Origin of the sequence: Cellulosimicrobium sp. MI9406 (genome assembly GCF_040595865.1) — a bacterium.
Lineage (GTDB): Bacteria > Actinomycetota > Actinomycetes > Actinomycetales > Cellulomonadaceae > Cellulosimicrobium > Cellulosimicrobium funkei.
The window spans coordinates 457,343-479,771 of the sequence record NZ_JALIZI010000001.1 but is presented as its reverse complement, the minus strand read 5'-3'; the positions used below and the strand labels follow the sequence as shown (position 1 = coordinate 479,771).

23 protein-coding genes are annotated in these 22,429 nt (G+C 76.4%); 10 read left to right on the top strand and 13 right to left on the bottom strand.

The genetic code is table 11. From position 1 onward, the window contains the following. Nucleotides 1-9 precede the first annotated feature (9 nt). Nucleotides 10-882 carry an alpha/beta fold hydrolase gene (locus MT994_RS02105; protein WP_354804919.1) on the bottom strand — a complete coding sequence of 291 codons (873 nt, stop codon included), beginning with the start codon at nt 880-882 and terminating at the stop codon, nt 10-12. 116 nt (nt 883-998) lie between these two features. On the opposite strand from MT994_RS02105, the gene MT994_RS02100 reads away from it, so the two are divergent. After that, on the top strand, nt 999-2,969 hold the full coding sequence (locus tag MT994_RS02100) for a BTAD domain-containing putative transcriptional regulator (protein WP_354804918.1): 1,971 nt from the start codon (nt 999-1,001) through the stop codon (nt 2,967-2,969). A 31-nt stretch (nt 2,970-3,000) separates the two neighbouring features. Here MT994_RS02100 and MT994_RS02095 read toward each other — a convergent pair whose 3' ends face one another. Then, a complete protein-coding gene (locus MT994_RS02095) occupies nt 3,001-3,573 on the bottom strand; it encodes a TetR family transcriptional regulator (RefSeq protein ID WP_021483352.1) in 573 nt (190 codons plus the stop codon). A 78-nt stretch (nt 3,574-3,651) separates the two neighbouring features. Here MT994_RS02095 and MT994_RS02090 point away from each other — a divergent pair, with 78 nt between their 5' ends. After that, nucleotides 3,652-4,230 carry a dihydrofolate reductase family protein gene (locus MT994_RS02090; RefSeq protein WP_354804916.1) on the top strand — a complete coding sequence of 193 codons (579 nt, stop codon included), beginning with the start codon at nt 3,652-3,654 and terminating at the stop codon, nt 4,228-4,230. Nucleotides 4,231-4,259: 29 nt separating this feature from the next. Here the strand turns inward: MT994_RS02090 and MT994_RS02085 are convergent, their stop codons facing one another. The 6 genes from MT994_RS02085 to MT994_RS02060 form a co-directional block, all read right to left on the bottom strand. Further along, nucleotides 4,260-5,081 carry an anti-sigma factor gene (locus MT994_RS02085; protein WP_354804914.1) on the bottom strand — a complete coding sequence of 274 codons (822 nt, stop codon included), beginning with the start codon at nt 5,079-5,081 and terminating at the stop codon, nt 4,260-4,262. Next, the gene (locus MT994_RS02080; RefSeq protein WP_074803869.1) at nt 5,065-5,646 is read right to left on the bottom strand and encodes a sigma-70 family RNA polymerase sigma factor; all 582 of its coding nucleotides are present in this window, start codon (nt 5,644-5,646) and stop codon (nt 5,065-5,067) included. The genes MT994_RS02085 and MT994_RS02080 overlap by 17 nt, the downstream gene beginning before the upstream one ends. Before the next feature lie 88 nt (nt 5,647-5,734). Continuing rightward, a complete protein-coding gene (locus MT994_RS02075; RefSeq protein ID WP_194521530.1) occupies nt 5,735-6,457 on the bottom strand; it encodes a class F sortase in 723 nt (240 codons plus the stop codon). Then, entirely contained in the window at nt 6,454-7,332 is an 879-nt protein-coding gene (locus MT994_RS02070) for a DUF4397 domain-containing protein (protein ID WP_043652848.1), read from the bottom strand. Before MT994_RS02070 ends, MT994_RS02075 begins: the two co-directional genes overlap by 4 nt. Before the next feature lie 145 nt (nt 7,333-7,477). After that, nucleotides 7,478-8,131, bottom strand: a complete 654-nt coding sequence (locus MT994_RS02065) for a fasciclin domain-containing protein (protein WP_354804912.1) — start codon at nt 8,129-8,131, stop codon at nt 7,478-7,480. Nucleotides 8,132-8,270: 139 nt separating this feature from the next. Then, nucleotides 8,271-9,920, bottom strand: coding sequence for an ATP-dependent DNA ligase (locus tag MT994_RS02060; RefSeq protein ID WP_354804911.1), 1,650 nt, complete (start codon nt 9,918-9,920; stop codon nt 8,271-8,273). A gap of 98 nt (nt 9,921-10,018) precedes the next feature. On the opposite strand from MT994_RS02060, the gene MT994_RS02055 reads away from it, so the two are divergent. From MT994_RS02055 to MT994_RS02045, 3 genes are read left to right on the top strand one after another with little or no spacing between them, the layout of a single operon-like run. Beyond that, the gene (locus MT994_RS02055) at nt 10,019-10,354 is read left to right on the top strand and encodes a metalloregulator ArsR/SmtB family transcription factor (RefSeq protein WP_043652840.1); all 336 of its coding nucleotides are present in this window, start codon (nt 10,019-10,021) and stop codon (nt 10,352-10,354) included. Continuing rightward, nucleotides 10,351-11,100: a cation transporter gene (locus MT994_RS02050; protein ID WP_354804910.1), complete on the top strand. Its 750-nt coding sequence runs from the start codon at nt 10,351-10,353 to the stop codon at nt 11,098-11,100. Before MT994_RS02055 ends, MT994_RS02050 begins: the two co-directional genes overlap by 4 nt. 5 nt (nt 11,101-11,105) lie before the next feature. Beyond that, on the top strand, nt 11,106-12,338 hold the full coding sequence (locus MT994_RS02045; protein WP_354804908.1) for an SLC13 family permease: 1,233 nt from the start codon (nt 11,106-11,108) through the stop codon (nt 12,336-12,338). Nucleotides 12,339-12,472: 134 nt separating this feature from the next. Here the strand turns inward: MT994_RS02045 and MT994_RS02040 are convergent, their stop codons facing one another. Next, nucleotides 12,473-12,799, bottom strand: coding sequence for a toxin-antitoxin system HicB family antitoxin (locus tag MT994_RS02040; protein WP_043652837.1), 327 nt, complete (start codon nt 12,797-12,799; stop codon nt 12,473-12,475). Next, nucleotides 12,796-13,074, bottom strand: coding sequence for a toxin HicA (locus MT994_RS02035; protein ID WP_354804907.1), 279 nt, complete (start codon nt 13,072-13,074; stop codon nt 12,796-12,798). Before MT994_RS02035 ends, MT994_RS02040 begins: the two co-directional genes overlap by 4 nt. A 120-nt stretch (nt 13,075-13,194) precedes the next feature. Between MT994_RS02035 and MT994_RS02030 the strand changes: the two genes are divergently transcribed. From MT994_RS02030 to MT994_RS02020, 3 genes are all read left to right on the top strand, one after another. Beyond that, a complete protein-coding gene (locus MT994_RS02030) occupies nt 13,195-14,904 on the top strand; it encodes an alpha/beta hydrolase (RefSeq protein ID WP_354804905.1) in 1,710 nt (569 codons plus the stop codon). Between the two features lie 117 nt (nt 14,905-15,021). After that, nucleotides 15,022-16,941, top strand: a complete 1,920-nt coding sequence (locus MT994_RS02025; RefSeq protein WP_354804903.1) for a heavy metal translocating P-type ATPase — start codon at nt 15,022-15,024, stop codon at nt 16,939-16,941. A 140-nt stretch (nt 16,942-17,081) separates the two neighbouring features. Further along, a complete protein-coding gene (locus tag MT994_RS02020; protein WP_354804902.1) occupies nt 17,082-18,857 on the top strand; it encodes a SpoIIE family protein phosphatase in 1,776 nt (591 codons plus the stop codon). A 10-nt stretch (nt 18,858-18,867) separates the two neighbouring features. On the opposite strand, the gene MT994_RS02015 is transcribed toward MT994_RS02020, so the two are convergent. Together MT994_RS02015 and MT994_RS02010 are read right to left on the bottom strand one after the other, a co-directional pair. Beyond that, a complete protein-coding gene (locus MT994_RS02015; protein ID WP_354804900.1) occupies nt 18,868-19,647 on the bottom strand; it encodes an MOSC domain-containing protein in 780 nt (259 codons plus the stop codon). An 11-nt stretch (nt 19,648-19,658) separates the two neighbouring features. Next, the gene (locus MT994_RS02010) at nt 19,659-20,204 is read right to left on the bottom strand and encodes a peroxidase-related enzyme (RefSeq protein WP_354804898.1); all 546 of its coding nucleotides are present in this window, start codon (nt 20,202-20,204) and stop codon (nt 19,659-19,661) included. 130 nt (nt 20,205-20,334) lie between these two features. Between MT994_RS02010 and MT994_RS02005 the strand changes: the two genes are divergently transcribed. Both MT994_RS02005 and MT994_RS02000 read left to right on the top strand, forming a co-directional pair. After that, on the top strand, nt 20,335-21,213 hold the full coding sequence (locus MT994_RS02005) for an AraC family transcriptional regulator (RefSeq protein WP_144679386.1): 879 nt from the start codon (nt 20,335-20,337) through the stop codon (nt 21,211-21,213). A 30-nt stretch (nt 21,214-21,243) separates the two neighbouring features. After that, nucleotides 21,244-21,891 (top strand): uridine kinase, encoded by a 648-nt coding sequence (locus tag MT994_RS02000; RefSeq protein WP_354804896.1) that lies wholly within the window; start codon nt 21,244-21,246, stop codon nt 21,889-21,891. A gap of 53 nt (nt 21,892-21,944) precedes the next feature. Here MT994_RS02000 and MT994_RS01995 read toward each other — a convergent pair whose 3' ends face one another. Then, nucleotides 21,945-22,427 carry a glutathione peroxidase gene (locus tag MT994_RS01995; RefSeq protein ID WP_021483807.1) on the bottom strand — a complete coding sequence of 161 codons (483 nt, stop codon included), beginning with the start codon at nt 22,425-22,427 and terminating at the stop codon, nt 21,945-21,947. Nucleotides 22,428-22,429 lie beyond the last annotated feature (2 nt).

The following is a 22,429-nucleotide window of genomic DNA, read 5'->3' as shown; positions in this document are numbered from 1 at the left end:
GCCGGGCGGTCAGCGCCGCGCGAGCGCCCGGACGACCGCGGCGACGTCGCCCGGCGCCTCCTCGGCCATGAAGTGGCCCGCCGTCGTCGTGAGGTGCTCGAGGTCGGGCGCCCAGCGCCGCCAGACGCCCGCGGCGTCGTACCCGAGCTGCGCGCCCCAGTCCTGCTGCACCACGGCGACGGGCATCGCGAGCCGGTCGCCCGCGTCGAGCGACGCCTGGTCGTGCTCGACGTCGACCGTCGCGGTCGCGCGGTAGTCGGCCACGATCGAGTCGACCGCGTCGCGGCTCGACGCGAGGTAGTGCGCACGCACGTCGGCGGGGATCGCTGCCGGGTCCTGCGTCCACGCGTCGAGGAAGGACCCGAAGAACGCGTCGGCGCTGTTGCGGATCATCGTCTCCGGCAGGCCCGGGGGCTGCGCCATGAGGTACAGGTGGAACGCGACGGCGGCGTCCACGCCGTGCAGCACTCCCCACGTGTCGAGCGTGGGCACCACGTCGAGGATGCCGAGGTGGCTCACGCGGTCGGGGTGGTCGAGCGCCGCGCGGAACGCGACGAGCGCGCCGCGGTCGTGGCCCACGAGGACGAACCGGTCGACGTCGAGCGCGTCGGCGAGCGCGACGACGTCGGCGGCCATGGTGCGCTTGGCGTAGACGTCGGGCGTCGTGGCGGCGGGCTTCGCGCTCTCGCCGTAGCCGCGCAGGTCGGGCACGACGACGCGGTGGTCGCGCGCGAGGTCGGTCGCGACGTGCCGCCACATGTGGCGCGTCTGCGGGAAGCCGTGCAGGAGCACGACGGGCGTGCCCTCGCCCGCGGTCTCGGCGCGCAGCGCGACGCCGGGCGCGACCTCGACGGTGCGGGTCTCGAAGCCGGGGATGTGCATGGGGTGTCCTCTCTCGGGGCGGTTCTCGGCCGTGCCGGGGCTGTGCCCGGCCGGTTCGTCGCCATCCTCCGGGCGGCGGATCAGCGTCCGATCAGTGCCGCCCGATCCGTGCCCCGGTGCGGCGAGAATGGCGGGGTGGTGGAGCTGCGCGTCGAGGTGCTCGGGCCGGTCCGCGTGCTGCGCGACGGCGCGGACGTCGACCCCGGCGGACCGCGCCAGCGCGAGCTCCTCGCGCGCCTCGCCGCCGCGCGCGGGCGCCCGGTGCCGTTCGACCGCCTCGCCGACGACCTCTGGGACGAGCCCGGCGCGGGGACGGGCGACCGGCGCGGCGCGCTCGCGACGTTCGTCGGCGACCTGCGGCGGCGCCTGGAGCCCGGGCGCGCGCCGCGCACGCCCCCGCGCGTCCTCCCACCGCGCACGGCGGCTACGCGCTGCGGCTCCCGGACGACGCGCTCGACGCGGCGCGCCTGGAGGCGGCCGTCGCCCGGGCGAGCGCGTCTCCCGGGGCCGGGGACGCGGCGTCGGGCACGACGCGCGCGCTGGCGGACGCCGTCGCCGCCCGGCGCGGCGAGCCGTACGCCGACCTGCCGGACCGGGAGTGGGTGCGGGCCGAGCGCCGGCACCTCGTCGAGGTGCACGCGCGCGCCGTCGAGCTGCTCGCGGACGCGCTGCTCGGCGAGGGCCGGGCCGCGGAGGCGGTCGTCGTGCTCGACGCGCACGCCGCCGCGCACCCGTGGCGCGAGCACGCGTGGGCGCTGCTCGCGCTCGCGCTGTACCGCGACGGGCGGCAGGCGGACGCGCTCGACGTCCTGCGGCGCGCGCGCCGCCGACTCGCCGACGAGCTCGGCCTCGACCCGGGTCCCGAGCTCGTCCGGCTCGAGCGCGACGTGCTCGGCCACACGGCGTCGCTCGACGGCCCGACGCCGGGGCCGCGCCTCGCCGTCACGGCCCCCACCGGCTCGCGCACGCACCTGCGGTCCACGGTCGACGTCGCGCGCACGCTCGCCGTCGCCGGGGGCGACCACCTCGCGACCGCGCAGGAGCAGCGCGTCGCCGCGGCGCTCGCGGCCGAGGCGACCGGCGACCCGGTGCTCGCCGCCCGGACCGTCACCGCGTACGACGTCCCGGCCGTCTGGACCCGGAGCGACGACCCGGCGGCGGCCGACGCGCTCGTCGGCGTCGCGCGGCGGACCCTGGGGCGCCTCGGTCCGGGCGCGGCGCCGGTGCTGCGCGCGCGTCTGCTCGCGGTGGTCGGCATCGAGCACCGCGGGACGCGCGACGCGTGGGCGTGGGCCGCGGCGGAGGACGCCGTCGGGATCGCGCGCGACCTCGGCGACCCGGCGACGCTCGCGCTCGCGCTCAACGCGCGGTTCCTCCAGTCCTTCCAGCGGCCGGGCGCGGGTCCCGAGCGGGACCGGACCGGCGCCGAGCTCGTCGCCCTGGCGGAGGACCACGACCTCCCGACCTTCGCGATCCTCGGCCACCTCGTCCGGATGCAGGCCGCCGCGGGCGCGGGCCGGTTCCCCGACGCCGACGCCCACGCCGCCGCGGCCGAGGACGTCGCGGCGGGCTACGAGTCGCCCGTGGTCCCGATGCTCACCGCCTGGTACCGGGCGATGCGCGACGCCGAGACCGCCCCGCCCGACGCCGCGGCGCGCGCGTACCGCGCCGCCGACGACCGGCTCGCCGGGGTGCGCATGCCCGGCGTGCGCGACGGGCTGCTCCCGCTCGCGCTCCTCACCGTCCGAGTGCGGCACGGGCGACCTCTCGCCGGGATCGAGGCCGCCGTCCTCGGCCCGTACGCGCCGTGGGCCGAGCCGTTGCTCGTGTTCGACGCGGGTAACCCCGACGCCGCGGCCCGGCTCGCGCGCGCGGCGCCTGAGCCGCCCGCCGACCACCTGCGCGAGCTGCTGTGGGCGCTGCGCGCGGAGACCGCCCTGCGGCTCGGGGACCGCGCGCTCGCCGGGCAGGCCCGACGCGCGCTCGCCCGCACCCCCGACGAGCTCGCCGGGGCCGGGTCGGGCCTGGTCTCGCTCGGGCCCGTCCGCGGCTGGCTCGACCGGCTCGACGGGCGCCGCGCGTCGTAGGAGCGGCCGTCCGGGGTGGGCGTGAGGCCGCTCAGCGCTCCGGGAGCAACCCCGCCACGAGCGCGTCGACGACGTCGTCGGTCGGGATGTCGGGGTCGATCGGCGTGGTGAGACGGTCGAGGAGCAGCCCGTCGATCGCGTAGTGGAACAGGGCGATCTCCCGGCGTCCGCCGGGCAGGCCGGCCGACCGGTTGAACGCGACGTCGGCCTCGAATCCCGCGCGCAGCCACGGGCCGAGAACGGCCGCGAGCTCGCCCCGACGGCCGGACTCGAGCCGCAGCTCGAACAGGGCTCGGGTGACGTCGGCGTCGGTCGACAACCGGCGCACGATGTCGCGGAGGTAGTCCGCGAACAGCGCGCGGTCGGGCGTCTGGGCCGCGCGTCGGGCGAGGTCCTCGGGTGCCGGCGCGAGCCGCTCTCCGATGCGCTCGAAGAGCCCCGCGACGAGGGCGTCTCGGCTCCGGAAGTAGTTCGACGTCGTGCCCGTCGGGACCCCGGCCTCGTCGTCGATCGCGCGGTGCGTCAGGCCGCGCGACCCCTCGCGCGCGAGCACGGCGATCCCGGCGTCCGCCAGGGCGCTGCGCCGTGCGGTGTTCTTCGCCATGCGTCGAGGCTATCGCAACCACTGCACCTGTTGTAGTCTCACCGACAACCACTTCATCTGTAGTTGTCAGGAGACATGATGCGTGAGCTGACCTACTACGTCGCCGTGAGCCTCGACGGGTACATCGCCGGGCCGGGGGGCGAGTTCGACGCCTTCCTCGCCGAGGGCGACCACATGGCGCCCATCTGGTCCCGGTACCGCGGCACGGCGCCGACGGACCTGGCCGGGGCCGCCGGGCTGCCGGTCGCCGACGGCCCCTTCGACACCGTCCTCATGGGCTGGAACACCTACGCCGTCGGCCTTCCCGACCACCACCTGCCGAACCCCTACCGGCACCTGCGACAGATCGTCTTCACCCGCACGCACGAGGCGCCCGAGGGGAGCGAGGGGGTGCTGTTCACCGGCGCCGACCCGGTCGAGACGGTCTGCGCGCTCAAGCGGGAGGACGGCCGGGGGATCTGGCTGTGCGGCGGGGGAGCGCTCGCCGCCGTGCTCGTCGACGAGATCGACCGGCTCGCGCTCAAGGTCAACCCGGTGATGCTCGGCGCCGGGGTCCCGCTGTTCGGCGAGCGGGACTACGCGCCCCTCTCCTGGCGATCGACGGGCACGCAGACGTTCCGCTCCGGCGTCACGCTCGCGGAGTACGCGCGGGCGTGAGTGCCGGTCCCGGCGCGACGACCGTGCGCCTAGACGTCGAGCGGTCCCCGCACGACCGAGTCGCCCGAGTGGGACGGGTCGCCGTCGAAGTGCTCCTCGGAGACGTCGACCACGGGGAACTCGGCGAGGTCCAGGCCGTCAGGCACGTCGAAGCGACCCTCCGTGCCGTCGAGCACGCCGAGGCTCACGAGGCCGCTCAGGTCCTCCGCGAGCAGCCACACCTCGCGGTACGTGCCGTCGGGCGCCGGCGCGTCGACCGTCACGACGACCTGGCGCCGCCCGTCGGGCCGCTCCTCGACGCGCGCGTCGCCGCTCGCGCCCTGCCAGTCGGGCAGCGGGTCGAGCGTCGCGCTCGCGACCGTCGTCTCGGGCGGCTCGACCTCGCGGCGCTCCCAGAGGATGCCGCCCACGCCGCCGACGACGAGCGCGGCCGCAGCTGCCGCCGCGACCGGGACCCAGACCCGTCGGCGCCGCGACGCGAGCGGCACGACGACGGCCGTGCCGGTCGCGTCGGCCGTGCTGTCCGGTGCCTCCGCGCCCGTCCCGGCCGCGTCCCGCGGGAGCGTCGGCGCGGCCGGAGCGTCGGTGACCGCCGCGGGGGCGACGACGGGCGGAGCGGCGGCGGCGCTCGTCAGGCCGAGCTCGGCCTGGACCCGCGACCACACCGCGGCGTCGGGGGCGACGAGCTCGTCCGCCGGGTCCGCGCCGTCGAACGCGTCGACGACGCGCGCGAGCCGGGCTACGGCGTCGGCGCACTCCGGGCAGGAGGACAGGTGCGCGCGCGCGTCGTCGTCGAGCACGTCCTCGCCGAGCGCGAGGAGCGCGAGGGTCTCGTCATCGATGTGCTGCACCGTCCACCTCCAATCGGTCGCGCAGCCGGATCAGGCTTCGTCGTACGTGGCTCTTGACCGTACCCAGCGGCAGGCCGAGCTCCTCGGCGATCTGCACGTGCGTCAGGTCGCGGAAGAACGCGAGCTCCAGGATCGTCCGCCCCGGGTCGCCGAGCCGTCGCAGCTCCTCGGTGAGGAGCACGCGGTCGGCGACGCGCCCGACGTCGGTGTCCTCGCTCGCCGCGCGGCCCGGGTCCGGGGCGGTCGTGGCCGCGGCCTCCTCCGACCGGCGGACCCGCGACCGGGCCTCGTGCGCGTCGGCCACCGTGTGCCGCGTGATCCCGACGAGCCAGGCCGGGAGCCGGGCCCTGTCGGGGTCGAACCGGGACCGGCCCCGCCAGGCCGCGACGAACACCTGCTGGGTGACGTCCTCGGCGTCGGCGCGCGTGCCGAGCGAGCGCAGCGCGATCGTGTGCACGAGCGCGGACCAGCGCCGGTAGGCCTCGGCGAGCGCCTGCTCGTCGCCGTCGGCGAAGTCGCGACCGAGGCGCCACAGGTCCGGGTCGGTGGTCCCGGTCTCGGTCACGTTCAGGGCGGGTCCTCGAGGGTCGGCGCCGACCACCCGGGCGGCAGCGGCGAGCGGGTAGCAGCGATCGTAGCGCCCGTGCGGGCCGTCACCGCGACGGGACCGCGGTCACGACGACGTTGTCCGAGTACGAGCGCCGCTCGGCGTCCCAGCGTCCGCCGCACGTCACGAGCACGAGGCGGCGCTCGCCGTCGCGGTCGAACAGCGCGTCGAGCGGGACGTCGGGCTTCGCGATGCTCCTGATGTCGGTCACTGTGTAGGTGTACGAGGTGCCCGTCGCGTCGACGACGTCGACGCTCGCGCCCGTCGTGATCTCGCGGAGCCGCGCGAACGGCCCGACGCCGTCCGGGTCGTCCACGTGGGCCGCGACCAGGGTCGTCCCGGTGGGGCTCGCCGGGGCCGGTCCGAACCGGTACCACGCGGCGACGTCGCCGGAGCCCGGCAGCGCCATGCGCCCCTCGGGGTCGACGCCCGCCGCCTCGACGGGCAGGTCGATCCCGAGGTCGCCGACGACGACCCGTGCGGGTGCCGGCGGCGGGGGAGCCGGGACGTCCCGGGCCGGGCGCACCGGCACCGGTGCGTCCCGGGCCGGCCCGGGCGTCCCCGCGGTCGCCTCCCCGCCCTGGTGGGGGGCCGGGGTGGGGAGGGGGTCGGCCGGCGGTCCGAGTCCGTCGGCAGACCCGTCGGCGGACGGCAGGGAGCATCCGCCGACGACCGCTGCGGTGACGAGCACCGCCCCCAGGAGGGTCCGGAGTCCGGCCCGCGCGCCCCGGGCGGGGCGCGCGGGACCGGCGATGGTGCGCTGCGTCATGCCGTCCGGTCGCTCCGGACGGCGTGGGCCGCGTGCTGCTGGCGCCACGCGCGCGCCAGCATGAAGGTGGCCGCGACGAGCAGCAGGCCGAACAGCGACGCACCGAACGCGATGGCGACGCCCGTCGCGGTGCTGCTCGGCGCGTCGGCCGCGAGGCCCGAGAGCCCGGCCGGGACGCCCGACGGCGACGAGTGCAGGCCCTCGACCGTCTGGGTCGCGAGGGCGAGGTTGCCGTCCTCGAGGCTGCCCCACGCGTAGGCGATGGTGTTGACGCCCTCGGCGACCGTGAGGTCGGCCGGGCCGAGCACGGGCTCCGTGGTGCCCGCGGCGGCGACGGTCGCCGAGATCGTGCCGGCCGGCAGGTCGAGCACGGCCTCCTTCGGGTTCTCCAGCCCCGTGACGACGGCGGTCCCGCCGGCGAGGACGTCGACCGCGGGCGCCGCGGCGACGTGGCGCACGGTGAGCCGGCCCTGGCCCGCGGCCGTGGGCTTCGTGTCGTTCGTGAAGAGCGTCGCGGTCGGCTGGCCGCCCGCGTCGAGGTGCGCGACGGCGGTGTAGCTCGTGCCGCCCGCGAGCTGGAGGTCGACCGGGCCGATGACCGGGGAGCTCGTGTCCGTCGCGTCGGGGGCCGTGATCGCGACCGTGTACGTCCCGGCGGGGAGGTCGAGCGGACCCGCGAGGTCGCCGGGCTGGAAGTCGTCGAGGGTGAGCTCGTCGTTCACCCACACGTCCACGGGCGTGTCCGGCACGCCGTGCAGGACGGAGAGCGAGGCGCCGTCGTCGGTGGCGGCCTGGGCGGGGAGCGCGACGGCCCCCAGCGCGACGAGGGTCGCTGCGCCCGCGAGCGCGGCGGTGCGTCGTGCGGTGCGGTGCATGGTGTCCTCCGGTGGTCGAGCCCGGTCCGTCCCGGGCGCTCGATCTGCTGACACCCCCTCTTCCCCCGCAGGTGCGGATCTGGATGCACACGCATCAAAAAAAGTGCCCGGCCCCGCGGGTGCGGGGCCGGGCACGGGGGACCGGTCAGAGGTTCTGGGGCCGCAGCACCGCGCTGATGCCGTGCGCGATCTGGACGTTGCCCTTATTGAGGTCGAGCTTGCTCTTCACGAGGAACGGGTCGACGTCGTTGCGGTCCTGGTCGACGAGACGGACCAGGGCGAGGCGCTTGCTCAGCACGTCGACCCGGAACGTCGCGCCCTGCGCCGTGGTGAGGACGGCGTCGTCGGACCGCAGCGCGGTGCCGGAGTCGATCGTCGCGCCGGGGACGACGTGGTAGAGCAGCACCTGCTCGATCGCGTCGATGCCGACCGCCCCGGCGAGCGAGGTGAGCACGCGCTCCTCCGTGGGCTGCCAGCGGTGCGTGAGATCGAACGCGAGGAGCTGGAACGCCCGGTCGTTCGGCAGGAACGCGGTGAGCGGCACCGTGCCGTCGGCCAGGACCGCCACGGGGCTGTCCGGCTTGGCGGCGAGGACCGCGGCCACGGCCTGGTCGACGATGTCGAAGTCGTACCAGTTGCGGTCGAACGTGTCGCCGTCGGCCGCGAGCACGGAGGCGAGACTCGCGGTGCCCGGCGGCGGCGCCGTCGTGGGTGCCGGTGCCGCGACGGCCGGTGCGGCCGCGGCGGCCAGAGCGAGGAGCGCGGCTCCCGCCGCGGTGAGCGTGCGTCGGAGGTTCATCGTCGAGTCCCTTCGTCGTGCACGGGACGGCGGTGCGCCGTCGGACGCCGGGTGGCGTCCACCTCTCCTTCACCCGGACCGCCGCCCGCGGATGCACCCACCGCCGACGACTTCCTGCCGCGCTCGACGCGCCGCCTGCTCAGCCCTCTGCGTCAGGCGCCTCCGCCGCGCCGCCCCCGAGCGGGCGTGCGAGCGCGCGGACCGTGTCGATCGTGTCGGCCTCAGCCGCCGTCTTGTCGTCGCGGTACCGGACGACGCGCGCGAAGCGCAGCGCGAGGCCGCCGGGGTAGCGGGTCGAGCGCTGGAGGCCGTCGAACGCGATCTCGACGACCTGCTCGGGGCGCACGCGCACGACATACCCCTCGTCGGAGGTCTGGAGCTCGCGGAAGCGCTGCGTCTGCCACGCGAGCATCTCGTCGGTCATGCCCTTGAACGTCTTGCCGAGCATGACGAACCCGCCCTCGGGGTCGCGCGCGCCGAGCCAGATGTTCGACAGCCACCCGCTGCGCCGGCCCGAGCCCTGCTCGACGGCGAGCACGACGAGGTCGAGCGTGTGCCGCGGCTTGACCTTCACCCAGCCCGCACCGCGCCGCCCGGCCGCGTAGGGCGCGGCGAGCGACTTCACGACGACGCCCTCCTGGCCCTCCGCGACGGCGGCGTCGAAGAACGCGGTCGCGGCCGCGGCGTCGTCGGTCACGAGACGCCGCACGGCGAGCGGCCCCGCGGCGTCGGCGAGGAGGTCGTCGAGCACGGCGAGCCGGTCGCGCAGCGGCTCGTCCAGCAGGTCGCGGCCGTCGGCGTGGAGCACGTCGAAGAAGAACGGGGAGAGCTCGAGCGAGGCCGCGAGCTCGGCCTCCTCGGCGGCGCTGCGCTCGCCCTGGGTCGCGGAGCGGGCGGCGGTCTCCTGGAACGGGCGGGGGACGCCGTCGGGCCCCACGACGAGCGCCTCCCCGTCGAGGACGAGCGCCCGGCCGGGGAGCGCCCGCACGGCCGCGACGATCTCGGGGACGCGCTCGGTGATGTCGTCGAGCGAGCGCGTGAAGACGCGCACGTCGTCGCCGTCGCGGTGCACCTGGATGCGGATGCCGTCGAGCTTCACGTCCACGGCGACGGCGGTGCCCGACGTGTCCTCGCCGCCCGGCGCGGCGCCGAGCTTGTCGAGCGCGGCGCCGACGTCGGGTGCGGACTGCGCGAGCATCGGTCGCACCGGGCGGCCGACGGTGAGTCGGAACGTCGCGAGCGCTTCCGCCGCGGCCTCCGGGCCGCCCGCGGTGAGCGCCGCGCGGGCGACCGGCCCGGTCGCGCCCGCGAGCATGACCGCGCGCCGCACCGCGTCGGCGGGGACGCCCGCCGCCTCGGCGACGGCGTCGACCACCACGGAGTCGAGCGCGCCCTGGCGCAGCTCGCCCGAGACCAGTCCGGCGAGGAGCGACTGCTCGCGCGCCGTCGCGGCACCGAACAGGGCGGCCGCCTCGGCCTGGCGCGCGGTCGACGACCCGGGGCCGGAGAGCTCTGCCATGCGGGCGAAGGCGGCGTCGACGTCGGTCAGCGTGAGGCCGGGCTCCTCGGCAGGGGCGGGGAGGTCGCGCAGCGACCGCCACCCGAGCCCGGTGCGGCGCTGGCGCAGCTCGCCCGCGAGGTACGCGACGGCGATCTCCACCTCCGCGCTCCCGGCCTCGGCGTCGTCCGCGACGCGCCGCAGCAGGTCGGCGATGGCCGCGCGCTTGGCGAGGCGCGAGCGCGTGGCGGCGACGGCGTCGGACGTGGCGGCGACCTCGGCGAGCAGCATGCCCCATCCTCACGCCGACCACCCACGCCTCGCCCGCCGGGCGACCCCCCCGCGGTACATCATTCCGTGAATACACGGATCCGTGTACTGTCGCACCCATGGTCGAGACGGTCACCCTCACGCACACCGCCGCGCTCGCGCGGCTGGGGCACGCCCTGTCGGACGAGACGCGCGCCCGCGTCCTGCTCGCGCTGCGCGAGGCGCCCGCCTACCCGTCCGACCTCGCCGACGCGCTCGGCGTCTCCCGTCAGGTCATGTCCAACCAGCTCGCGTGCCTGCGCGGGTGCGGGCTCGTCGAGGCGATCCCCGACGGGCGCCGCACCTGGTACCGCCTCGCCGACCCCCACCTCGCGCCCGCACTCGACGACCTGCTGCGGCTCGTCGTCCAGGTCGACCCGACCTGCTGCGGCCCCGACGGGTGCACGTGCTCATGACCTCCGTCCCCGTCGGCGCACCGCCGTCCGCCCCCGCCCTGACGGCCGCGCGCCGCGCCGTCCTCGAGCGGCGCGTGCGGTGGGTCGTCGCCGCGACGATCTCGTGGAACGTCGTGGAGGCCGTCGTCGCGATCACGGCAGGACGGGTCGCGTCGTCTGCCGCCCTCGTCGGGTTCGGGCTCGACTCGCTCGTCGAGGTCCTCTCGGCTGCCGCGGTCGCCTGGCAGTTCGCGGCGCCCGACCCCCGCAGGCGCGAGCGGGCCGCGATGCGCGCCATCGCGGTCTCGTTCCTCGGCCTCGCGGTGTTCGTGTCCGTCGACGCCGTCCGGTCGCTGCTCGGCGCGGCGGAACCCGAGCACTCGGTCGTCGGCATCTGGCTCGCCGCGGTGAGCCTCGCCGTCATGCCGTTCCTGTCGTGGTTCGAGCGCCGCACCGGACGCGAGCTCGGCTCGGCGTCCGCCGTCGCGGACTCGAAGCAGACGCTGCTGTGCACGTACCTGTCGGCGGTCCTGCTCGTCGGGCTCGTCCTCAACGCGACCCTCGGGTGGTCGTGGGCCGACCCGCTCGCCGCGCTCGTCATCGCCGCCGTCGCGGTCAAGGAGGGCGTCGAGGCCTGGCGCGGCGACACGTGCTGCGCCCCGACCGCCGTCGTGCATGCCGCCCCCACGGACGCCGCCGCCCCGTCCTGCGACTGCTGCCGACACGAGCCCTCGACCGCCGAGCGAGGTGCACCGGTCGTACAGTGACCGCCGTGACGACCGAGCCTTCCCCTGATCTCGGCGCGGACTCCGGCGCCGCCGCGGGCACGGCTCACCGGCGACGCCGCCGTGGCCTGCCGCCGTGGCTGCTCGCCGCGGCGGTCGTCGTCGCGCTCCCCGCGACGGGTCTGCTCCCCGCGGCGGACGCGCGCGACCTGCTCGTGCGCACCGGGCCGGTCCTGGTGTTCCTCCTCGCCATCACGGTCGTCGCGGAGCTGTGCGCGGGCGCGGGCCTGTTCGACGCCGTCGCCGCCCGGGCGGCGCGGCTCGCCCGAGGTCGGCGGATCGTGCTGTGGGTGCTCGTCGTCCTGCTCGCGACGGCCAGCACCGTCGTGCTGTCGCTCGACACGACGGCGGTGCTCGTCACGCCCGTCGTGCTCGCCCTCGCCCGACGGACGGGCACCAGGCCCCTGCCGCTCGCGCTCACCGTGCTCGCGCTCGCGAACACGGCGTCGCTCCTCCTGCCGGTCTCGAACCTCACCAACCTGCTCGCCGCGGACCGGTTCGGCACCGGGTACGTCGGGGTGATGTGGGCGCCGGCGCTCGTGGTCCTCGCGGTGACGGTCGTCGTGCTGCTCGCGCTGCACGGTCGCCACCTGCGGGGACGGTTCGACCTCACGGGACCCGGGCCGACGCCGCCCGACCGGGTGCTCCTGCGCGTCACCGGGGCCGTCGTCGTGCTCCTCGCGGTCGCGTTCGCGCTCGAGCTGCCCGTCGCGCCGACGGCGCTCGCGGGTGCGGCGGTGCTCGCGCTCGCGACGTGGTGGCGGCGCGTGCGCCCGCTCGTGCCGGTGCGCGAGATGCTGCCGTGGCGGTCGGCGCTCGTCGTGGCGGCGCTGTTCGTGGTCGTGGAGACCTGGCACGCGCACGGGCTCGGCGACCTCCTCGCCGCCGTCGCGGGCACGGGAACCGGACCGGGCGACCTCGCCCGCCTCGCCGCGACGGGCGTCGTCGCGGCGAACCTCGTGAACAACCTGCCCGCGTTCCTCGCGCTGCTCCCCGCGGCGGGCGAGGACGTCGAGCGGCTCGCGACCCTGCTCGTCGCGGTCGACGCCGGGCCGCTGATCACGCCGTGGGCGTCGCTCGCGACCGTGCTGTGGTGGCAGCAGTACCGCCGTCACACCTTCGGGCAGGAGCCGCCGCCCGCGTGGCACGTGATCCGTCAGGGCCTGGTGCTCGCGCCCCTCGCCGTCGCGGCGGGGGTCGCCGTCGTGGTGCTGCGCTGACCGGCGAGATTCGGCATCGCGGCCGGCGTCTCGGTCGCACGCGGTCCCGGGCTCGACGTCGCGCCCTGGGAGAGCCGAGCGGTACGACGCAGCCCGCGCGAGAAGGTGGCTCTTGGGACGCGCGCTTCGTGCTCTCAGGCGGAGAGCTTGTGGTTGGCGAGACGGTTCATGGAGATGCCCTGCGCGGCAGCCTCCTCGACGAGCCGACGGTGCATGGCCGGGGGGATCCGCACGCGGAACTCGCCGGAGTAGTGGCGCTCGGACAGGGGCTCGGGGACCTCTTCGCCAGAGGCTGCGAGGTCCTCGACCACCTCGGAGGCGAGCTTCCGGATCCCGGCGAACGCGGCGGCCGACTCGGGCTCCAGCCACGAGAGAGAGGGCAGCTCGAGAACCGTACCGACGAACTCTCCGTCGTCTGCGGACCAGGACACGCGGTAGCTGTAGTGCTCGGCGGCGTTCACTTCTCCTCCTCTGAGGGGTCGTTCTCCTCGTGCATGGCCTCGAGCCTGTCGATCGCCTCGAGGATCTGTCTGACCTGGTAGGCCTTGGCCCGGCCGTTGCTGTTCTGGATGTTGACCCGGGGGTCACCGGGCCACGGCATGGCATAGACGTGGTGCGAGCCCCCGCTGCGTCTGGGCTCGCCGAAGTAGTGGTCGCACACGGCGGCGAGCTCGTCGAAGCGAACGCTGCCCGGGCTGTTCCGCATGCGGTCCAGCACCTTGTCTCGCTTCGTCACGAGACCTACGGTACCAATAGTGGTACCACCCGTGCTGTGGCCCGGCGCGCTCGGCCGCACAGGTCCGGGTGCGCTCTCCGCGGGCCCGTGGTCGGATGGGGAGCGATGACTTCGCGATCGATGACGACACGAACCGTCCGCGCCGCCGCCTCGTCGCTGGCGGCGGTCCTCCTGCTCGGCGGGGTCCCCGCCGCGGCCGTCGCGGGCCCGGGGGGTGAGCCAGCCCGCACCAGTGCCGCCACGGCGTCGGCCCGCACCGGACCCGCCACGACGACGGCCGCCCAGGTCGAGGCACCCGTGCCCGAGATCGCGTGGGGCCCCTGCGACGGCGACGGCCTCGAGGCGTTCGAGTGCGCGACGGCGCAGGTGCCGACCGACTACGACCGCCCTCACGGCCGCACGACGACCATCGGCCTGACGCGGCTCCCGGCGTCCGACCCCGAGCAGCGGATCGGGAGCCTGTTCACCAACTTCGGCGGCCCCGGCGGCCCGGGTGTCGAGACGCTGCACCTGCTCGGGGGCTCGCTCTTCGACGACGACGTGCTCGCGCGGTTCGACGTCATCGGGTTCGACCCGCGCGCCGTCGGGACGTCCGACCCCGCGACGTGCTTCCGCGACCAGGAGCGGGAGAACGCGTTCCTCGCGGGCCTGCCCGCGTTCCCCGTGGCCGACCGCGAGGAGGCGCGCTACCTCGGCCAGATGGCGGCCTTCGGGGCGTCGTGCACGCTGTTCTCGGGCGACCGGATCGCGCACGCGTCGACGGCGAACGTCGCGCGCGACATGGACCTGCTGCGCCAGGCCGTGGGCGACGAGCAGCTCAGCTACGTGGGGTACTCCTACGGCACGGTGCTCGGCGCGACGTACGGGGCGCTGTTCCCGGACCGCGTCCGCGCCCTCGTGCTCGACGGCACGATGGACGTCGACGCGTGGTCGGGCGTCGGGTCGCGCGAGCTGATCGGCGCCCGGATCGGGCAGGCCGCCGGCGCGACCGAGACGTTCGGCGAGTTCACGCGGCTGTGCGCGGAGGCGGGGCCGTCGGCGTGCGCGCTCGCGTCGCTCGGCGACCCGGCCGACGTCGTCGAGGCGACCTACGCCGCGCTCCGCGAGGCGCCCGTCGACGTGCCGCTCCCCGACGGCACGAGCGTGCGCGTCGGGTACCCGGACACGGTGGCGCTCGTCTTCCAGTACCTGTACGAGCCCGCCGCGTGGGGCGACCTCGACCTCACGCTCGCGTCGCTCGCGGTGCTGAGCGGCGCCGTCGAGCCGCCCGCGGCCGCGGACCGCCAGCGCACGCTCGGTGCCCTGCCCTCGCTCGGGGAGCTGCTCCGCCGCGCCGGGTTCGCCGAGGACTACGCGTCCGTCGGCGGCGCGCTCGCGAGCCTGTGCGTCGACACGACGGCCCCCGGCCGGCCGTGGCAGTACCCCGCGAAGGTCGACGCGCTCGACGCGCAGTACCCGCACTTCGGGCGCTTCCGCGGCTGGGTGGGCGTCCAGTGCGAGTTCGTGCCCGTCGAGGACCGCGACGCGTTCACGGGCCCGTGGGACCAGACGACGGAGGCTCCCGTCCTCGTGGTCGGCACCCGGTTCGACCCCGCGACGCCGTACGGGTTCACGCAGCCCTACGCCGACCGCTGGCCCGACGCCCGCGTGCTCACCGTCGAGGGCTGGGGCCACACGATCATCGGCAAGAGCGCGTGCGCGGACGGCGCCGTCGCGCGGTACCTCGTGGACCTCGACGCCACCGACGGCGCCACGTGCGAGCAGGACGTCGTGCCGTTCCAGGGCCCGTCGGTCCCGCTCGGGGAGGCGCTGCGCCTGCCGGTCGTCTGACCCGCTGACCTGCGGACCCGCCGACGCGCCGACCCGCGGGACGGTGCCCGCTGGTCCCGTGCGGTCGCGGCCGTTCGGCCCTACCGCCGGTGCCCGGCGTCTGCCGACCCTGGAGGCATGACCGGACCGGGCCGCCGCGTGACGGAGGCCGCCCGGCGCTACCCGTGGGTGGTCGCCACGGTGGCGGTGGGCGGTCTCGGCGGCGTGCTCGAGGCCTGGGGCCCGGACCGCTCGGCGCAGGTCGTCGTCTCGGCGTTCGCGCTCGTGCTCGTCGTGGTCCGGGCGCGGGGGATGGTGGCGGACCTGCGGGCGGGCGCATACGGCGTCGACCTGCTGGCCGTCCTGTCCGTCACGGCCACGGTGCTCGTGGGGGAGTACTGGGCCGCGCTCGTCGTGTGTCTCATGCTCTCGGGCGGCGAGGCGCTCGAGGACTACGCGAACGGGCGCGCGCGGCGCGAGCTCTCGAGCCTGCTCGCCGGCGCCCCGCGCGTCGCCCACCGGGCCGGGCCCGGCGGGGAGCTCGAGGACGTCCCCGTCGACGACGTGCGCCCCGGCGACGAGGTGTGGGTGCGGCCCGGGGAGGTCGTCCCGGTGGACGGCGTCCTGCTCAGCACGGCGGCCACGCTCGACGAGTCGTCGCTGTCCGGGGAGTCGCTCCCCGTGGAGCACCGGCGCGGGGACACCGTGCTGTCCGGATCGGTCAACGGCGGCGGAGCGGCGCAGGTCCGGGCGACCGCGACGGCCGCGGGCTCGCAGTACCAGGCGATCGTCGAGCTCGTGAAGCAGGCGCAGGAGTCCAAGGCGCCGTTCGTGCGCCTCGCCGACCGCGTGGCGGTGCCGTTCACGGTCGCCGCCCTCGCGCTCGCCGTCGTGGCGTGGGTGCTCAGCGGTGAGCCCGCGCGCTTCGCCGAGGTGCTCGTCGTCGCGACGCCGTGTCCGCTGATCATCGCGGCCCCGGTCGCCTTCATGTCCGGCATGTCCCGCGCGGCGCGGAACGGGATCATCGTGAAGTCGGCCGGGACGCTCGAACAGCTGTCGCGCGTGCGCACCGTCGCGTTCGACAAGACGGGCACGCTGACCCACGGGGCGCCGGTCGTCGTGGACGTCCTGCCCGCGGGCGGCCGCACGCCGGATCACGTGCTCGCGCTCGCGGCCGCGGTCGAGCAGTACTCGGTGCACCCGCTCGCGGCGGCCATCGTCCGCGCGGCCCAGGAGCGGGACCTCTCGCTGCCCGCCGCACGGGACGCGACGGAGGAGACCGCCCGGGGAGCCCGCGCGACGGTGGACGGCCACGCGGTGGCGGTCGGTCGGCTGACCTTCGTCACCACGGGCGCACCCGCGGGCGTCCCCGTGCCCGGCGCGGGCCGCAGCGCCGTCCACGTGGGCGTCGACGGCACGTACGCCGGGACCGTGCTCCTCGCCGACGAGCTGCGGGCCGAGGCCCGCCCCACCGTCGCCGCCCTCCACGCCGCGGGCGTGCGGACCACCGTCATGCTCACCGGCGACGGCGCGGCGACCGCCCGGCACGTCGCGGACCAGGTGGGCATCGACGACGTGCGCGCCGGCCTCCTCCCGCAGGACAAGGTCGACGCCGTCCGCGCTCTGCCGGACCGCCCCGTGATGATGGTCGGGGACGGCGTGAACGACGCCCCGGTCCTCGCGGTGGCCGACGTCGGCATGGCCATGGGCGCACGGGGCTCGACGGCGGCGACCGAGTCCGCGGACGCCGTCGTCGTCCGGGATGACCTCGCGCGCACCGTCGGTGCCGTGCGGATCGGCCGCCGCACCGTGCGGGTCGCGTGGCAGGCCATCGGCATCGGGATCGCCCTGTCCGGGCTGCTCATGGTCGTGGCCGCGACGGGGCGGCTCCCCGCGCTCGCGGGCGCGTGGCTCCAGGAGGGCGTCGACCTCGCATGCATCCTCTGGGCGCTGCTCGCCACCCGCCCGGGCAGGGACGAGACACCGCCCCGGCCGCCCCGGGCGGCTGCGGCCGCCGAGGCCGTCGAGCCGCTCGTGCCGGCGGCGTCGGCCCGCTGACACCCCGCGCTCACCCGGCCCGCGCACGGGTGGAGCGGGTACCGACGCGTCGAGGTGCGTCCCCGCGGGCCGCCGCCGCGTGCGACAGTGTTCCGGGCGTTCGAGCACAGGACGCCCGCCTTCCGACCGTGAGGCGCCCCGTGGCCACCTCGACCTCCCCGTCCGACCCCCCGGCCGCCGCCCTGGCCGAGGCGGAGCGGCTCGCCGTCGCGCTCGAACGCCGGGCGATGTCCGCGAGCGAGGTCTCGTTCACCATCGCCGACGCGCGCGCCCCCGGCATGCCGCTGGTGTGGGTCAACCCCGCGTTCACGGCGACGACCGGCTACACCGCGGACGAGGTACTGGGGACGAACTGCCGGTTCCTCCAGGGTCTGGGCACCGACCGCGAGGCGGTCGCGAGGATCCGCGCCGCGGTCGACGACGGCAGCACGGTGGGCGAGACGCTGCTGAACTATCGCAAGGACGGCACGGCGTTCTGGAACCAGCTCACCATCTCGCCGGTCCACGACGACCACGGGACGCTCACCCACTTCGTCGGCGTCCAGGCGGACGTCACCGCCCGGGTCGAGACGGAGCGGTCCCGCGAGGCGGCCCTCGACGCCGCGATCTCCGCGAACCACCGGCTGACCACGACCACCCGGCTCGTCGAGCGCTTGGGCGAGCTGCTCGGCACGGAGGACGTGCTCGCCGAGGCGGCACAGGCCGTGGCCGAGGTGTTCTCGTGCTGGGCGGTCGTCGTGACGTACCCGGGTGGGCGCTCGCGCACCGACGTCGCGTCGCACGACCCGGCGCTCGCCGATGCCGCCCGGCGCCTGTCCCGGACACCGGGCTGGGCGGACCGCTCGCTCGCGGCGGTCGACGTGCTCGGGGGCGGCGCGCGGTTCGCGCGACCGTTCGACGTCACGCCCGACCTCGTCTCGCCGCACGCGGACGAGGAGGAGCTCGCCGCCATGCACGAGCTCGGGCTCGGCTCCGCGATGTCCGTCGGGCTGCGGGCCCGCGGCCGGATCGTCGGCGTGCTCGCCGTGGTCAGCGCGCAGCCCGGGTTCTTCGAGGACGAGGACGCCGTGATGTTCGAGGACCTCGGCCACCGGATCGGCCTCCTGCTCGACAACGCGCGGCTCTACGAGCGCGAGCGCGACGCCGCGCACACCCTGCAGGAGCGCATGCTGCCGCGGCTCGGATCCCTCGACGGGCTGGACGTGGCCGTGGTCTACCGGCCCGCGGGAGGTGGGTCGTCCGTGGGAGCCGCGGCGGTCGGCGGCGACTGGTTCGAGGCGATCGAGCTGCCCGACGGCCGCGTGCTGCTCGTGGTCGGGGACGTCGTCGGGCACGACATGCACGCCGCCGCCGCGATGGGTCAGATCCGGTCGGCGCTCCTCACCGTCGCGGCGGACGGCACGACGCCCGAGGAGGTCGTCGAGCGCCTGGACGGGCTCGTGAAGCGCTTCGGCCTCGCGGACGTCGCGACGTGCGTCGTCGCGACGCTCGGGCCGCCCGACGCGGACGGCGGGCGCGAGCTCGTCTACTGCCGGGCCGGCCACCCGCCGCCCCTGCTCCGCACGCCCGACGGCGCCGTCCGCCCGCTCGACGAGTCGCTCACCACGCCGATCGGGGTCGTCACGCCCCGGCCCGTCACGGCCGCCCGGCTGCGACCGCGTGCCGGGAGCGTGCTCGTCCTGTACACCGACGGCCTCGTGGAGTCCCGCGCCCGGGGCCAGCGCGAGGGCGTCGCGGAGCTCGCGCGGGCCCTCGGCCGCGCCCCGGCGGACGCGGACGCTGCCGCCGTCCGGGACCACCTGCTCGACCAGGCCGGGGGCCGCAGCGACGAGGACGACACGTGCCTGCTCGTCGTCCGCCTGCCACGCGGGGACGAGGCCGCGGCATCCGACGGTGGTGCGCCGCCCCACCCCTGAGCGGCGGGCGCTACGGACCCTCGGCGAGCGGCCCCCGCAGCCGCGCCCGGTCGTCCTCGGTCCCGCCCCGGAGCCGGCGCGCGAGCGTGTCGCGCCAGCGCGCGGGCAGCGTCGGGAGCGCGGCGAGCGCCGCGGCGGCCGGGAGGTCGTCGCGGTCGAGGTTCATCACCCGGTTGACCTCCCGCACCGTCGCGCTCCGGGCCGGCCGGTCGACGACGACGGCGGTCGCGCCCGCCCGCACCGTGCCGGGCGTGAGCACGCGCAGATACCAGCCCGTGCGGCCCGACGCCTGGACCCGGTCCGGGAGGTCGACGAGGCCGTGGACCGCCGCGAGCTTGTAGCAGGGGCGGCGCGGCATGCTCACCTGGAGGGTCGCCGTCCCGAGCGTGAGCACGTCGCCCAGCAGCAGGTCGCCCTCGGTGAGCCCGCGCGTCAGGAGGTTCTCCCCGAACGCGCCGGGCGGGAGGTCCGCGCCGAGCTCGTCGCGCCACGCCGCGTAGTGCTCGACCGGGTACACGCACAACGCCTTCTCGGGGCCGCCGTGCACGCGCCGGTCGGCCTGCGCGTCGCCTTCCAGCCCTTCCGTCCCTACCGCGACGGGGCCGAGGCGCGGCCGCTTGCGGAACGCCGTCGGCACGTCGCGCCCGCGGTGGGCCACCGTGCCCACCCCGCCGGTGCGCACCTCCAGCACGACGGCGCTCGCGGGCCGCGAGGCGGGCGCGGGGGAGCGCGGGTCCCCAGGGCGGGACGGTGCGGCAGGGCGGGACGGTGCGGCGGGGCGGGACGGCACGGTGGCCCCTCTCAGGCGGCGCGGCGCAGGCCGACGGCGGGGAAGTCGACGGGGACGTCGAGCGCGACGTTGACGTAGTTGGTGAACAGGTTGAGCGCGACGTGCGCGACGACCTCGACCACCTGCTCGTCGGTCCACCCCGCGTCGCGCACCGCCTGGACGTCCTGCGCGGTCACGTGACCGCGCTCGTCCACGAGGGCGAGCGCGAAGCGCAGCAGCGCCTCGACGCGCGGGTCGGACGCGGTGCCGTCCTGCGCGGCGGTGAGGTCGCCGCGCGCGACGCCGGCCTTGCGCCCGAGCGCGGTGTGGGCGGCGAGGCAGTACTCGCACGCGTTCCGGTTCGCGACGGCGACGGCGATCTGCTCGCCGACGGCCGCGCCGAGCGTGCCGGTGCCGAGGGCGCCGAACGCACCCCACATGCTCTGCAGGGCGGCGGGCGAGTTCGCGACCGCCCGGAACATCGCCGGGACGCCGCCGAACGCGGCACGGATCTGGTCGAGCCCGTCGGCGACGGGGCCGGTGGCGGACTCGGGGCTGACGAGGGGGACACGGGACACGGGGATCTCCTCCGGGTGCGGGGACGCCGGTCCCGGGCGGGGCCGACGTCGTCCAGCCTGGTCGGTCGCGTCGGACGACGGGGAACGAATCGTCCTTGGAACGTGTCCGATCGTCTGGCATCCTGGGGTGATGGCTCCCGTCGACCGGCTCTCGCACCTGCTCGAGCGGTTCCGCGTGCGGACGCACCTCTTCCACACCGGGCCGCTGTGCGGCGTCACGACGTTCGACGCGCGGCCCGGGCGCGGGTTCCTGCACGTGCTCCGGCGGGGCGAGATGGACATGACCCACGTCGGCGCGGACGGCCGGGTCGAGCGCCGCAGCGTCGACCGCCCGAGCCTGCTCTTCTACCCGCGCCCGCTCGACCACGCGTTCCACAACGCGCCCACCGAGGACTCCGACTTCGCGTGCGCGACGCTCGACGTCGAGGGCGGCGCCACCCACCCCCTCGTGCGCACGCTGCCGCCCGTGCTCGTGCTGCCGCTCGACGACGTGGCGGGGCTCGAGCCCGCGCTCGACCTGCTCTTCCGCGAGATCGACGACGTCCGCTGCGGCCGTCGCGTCCTCGCCGACCGGCTCTTCGAGGTCGTGCTCGTGCAGCTCTTCCGGTGGATCCTCGACCACGCCGACGACCTCGCCCTCCCGCCGGGGTTGCTCCCCGGCCTCGCCGACGAGCGCCTCGCGCCCGTGCTCGTCGCCGTGCACGAGGCGCCGGGGGAGCCGTGGACGCTCGCGTCGATGGCGCGCGCGGCGCACCTGTCCCGGAGCGCGTTCGCCGCCCGGTTCACCGCCGTCGTCGGGCAGCCGCCCGGCGACTACGTGACCGGCTGGCGCATCACCGTCGCGCAGGACCGGCTCCGGGCGGGCGCCTCGGTGAGCCGGACCGCGACCGAGCTCGGGTACGCGACGCCCGCCGCGTTCTCGCGCGCGTTCAGCCACCGGGTCGGCCGCTCGCCGCGCGCGTGGCTGGCCGAGCGCGCGGACCCGGTCGCGCCGCCCGTGGCATCCTGACGCGGTGCGGTCGAAGGTGCGGGTCGAACGGTGCGGGTCGAGCCGGTGCGCGTCGAGCCGGTGAGCGAGGACGTCCTCGTGGACCGGGTCGTCGAGCGCGTGCTCGCCGCCGGGCGTGAGCAGCCCCGGGCGGTCCGCCTCCTCGTCGACGGCCACCCCTCCACGCGGCCCGAGGACCTCGCAGACCGTCTGGTCGCGCCGCTGCGCGCGGCGGGCCGGCCGGTCGCGCGCGTGCGCGTGCAGGACTTCTGGCGTCCCGCGTCGCTGCGCCTCGAGCGCGGGCGCGAGGATCCCGACGCGCTCCTCGACGAGTGGGTCGACGTGGCGGGGCTCCGGCGGGAGGTGCTCGACGCCGTCGGGCCGGGCGGGTCCGGCCGCTACCTGCCGAGCCTGCGCGACCCCGCGACGAGCCGGTCGACCCGCGCCGCGTACGTCGAGGCCGAGCCGGGCCTCGTCGTCGTGCTCGACGGCGCGCTCTGCCTGGGCCTCGGCCTCGCGCTCGACCTCACCGTGCACCTCGCCCTGCGCCCCGCGACGCTCGCGCGCCGCACCGCGCCCGACGCGGCGTGGACGCTCGCTGCCTACGGCCGGTACGCGGAGGAGGTCCGTCCCGAGGACGTGGCGGACGTCGTCGTGCGGGTCGACGACCCGCGGCACCCGGCGCTCGTCATCCGCTGAGTGGCCGTGGCTGCGGCTGCGGCGGCGGGGGCGGCGGGCCGGAGGGGGCGCGGTCAGCGGGGGAGGTGCGTCTCGACGAGCTCGACGATCGCCGGGTCGTCGGGCAGGGTGCGCGGCCGGAACCGGTGCACCTCGCCGCCCGGCAGGACGAGGAACTTCTCGAAGTTCCACGTGACGCGCCCCGCCTTGCCGTCCGCGTCGGGCGTCTTCTTGAGCTCCGAGTAGAGCGGGTGCGCGTGACGGCCGTTGACGCGCACGCGGTCCACCACGGGGAACGTCACGCCGTACGTGAGCGAGCAGAACTCCTGGATCGCCTCGTTGCTGCCGAGCTCCTGCAGGAACTGGTTGCTGGGGAACCCGATCACGGTGAACCCGCGGTCGCGGTACTTCTCCTGCATCGCCTCGAGCGTCGCGTACTGCGGCGCGAGCCCGCACCGCGACGCGACGTTGACGACCAGCACGACGTCGTCCGCGTGCTCGCGCAGGGTGTGCGCCGTCCCGTCCATGGCGTCGAACGGGATGTCGTACAGGCTCATGG

Bases quoted from the DNA above. Each gene is read 5' to 3' on its own strand.
- MT994_RS02105 (WP_354804919.1), bottom strand. From the start codon at position 882: ATGCACATCCCCGGCTTCGAGACCCGCACCGTCGAGGTCGCGCCCGGC.
- MT994_RS02095 (WP_021483352.1), bottom strand. From the start codon at position 3,573: ATGGCGAAGAACACCGCACGGCGCAGCGCCCTGGCGGACGCCGGGATC.
- MT994_RS02090 (WP_354804916.1), top strand. From the start codon at position 3,652: ATGCGTGAGCTGACCTACTACGTCGCCGTGAGCCTCGACGGGTACATC.
- MT994_RS02075 (WP_194521530.1), bottom strand. From the start codon at position 6,457: ATGACGCAGCGCACCATCGCCGGTCCCGCGCGCCCCGCCCGGGGCGCG.
- MT994_RS02070 (WP_043652848.1), bottom strand. From the start codon at position 7,332: ATGCACCGCACCGCACGACGCACCGCCGCGCTCGCGGGCGCAGCGACC.
- MT994_RS02065 (WP_354804912.1), bottom strand. From the start codon at position 8,131: ATGAACCTCCGACGCACGCTCACCGCGGCGGGAGCCGCGCTCCTCGCT.
- MT994_RS02060 (WP_354804911.1), bottom strand. From the start codon at position 9,920: ATGCTGCTCGCCGAGGTCGCCGCCACGTCCGACGCCGTCGCCGCCACG.
- MT994_RS02055 (WP_043652840.1), top strand. From the start codon at position 10,019: ATGGTCGAGACGGTCACCCTCACGCACACCGCCGCGCTCGCGCGGCTG.
- MT994_RS02050 (WP_354804910.1), top strand. From the start codon at position 10,351: ATGACCTCCGTCCCCGTCGGCGCACCGCCGTCCGCCCCCGCCCTGACG.
- MT994_RS02030 (WP_354804905.1), top strand. From the start codon at position 13,195: ATGACGACACGAACCGTCCGCGCCGCCGCCTCGTCGCTGGCGGCGGTC.
- MT994_RS02025 (WP_354804903.1), top strand. From the start codon at position 15,022: ATGACCGGACCGGGCCGCCGCGTGACGGAGGCCGCCCGGCGCTACCCG.
- MT994_RS02005 (WP_144679386.1), top strand. From the start codon at position 20,335: ATGGCTCCCGTCGACCGGCTCTCGCACCTGCTCGAGCGGTTCCGCGTG.
- MT994_RS01995 (WP_021483807.1), bottom strand. From the start codon at position 22,427: ATGAGCCTGTACGACATCCCGTTCGACGCCATGGACGGGACGGCGCAC.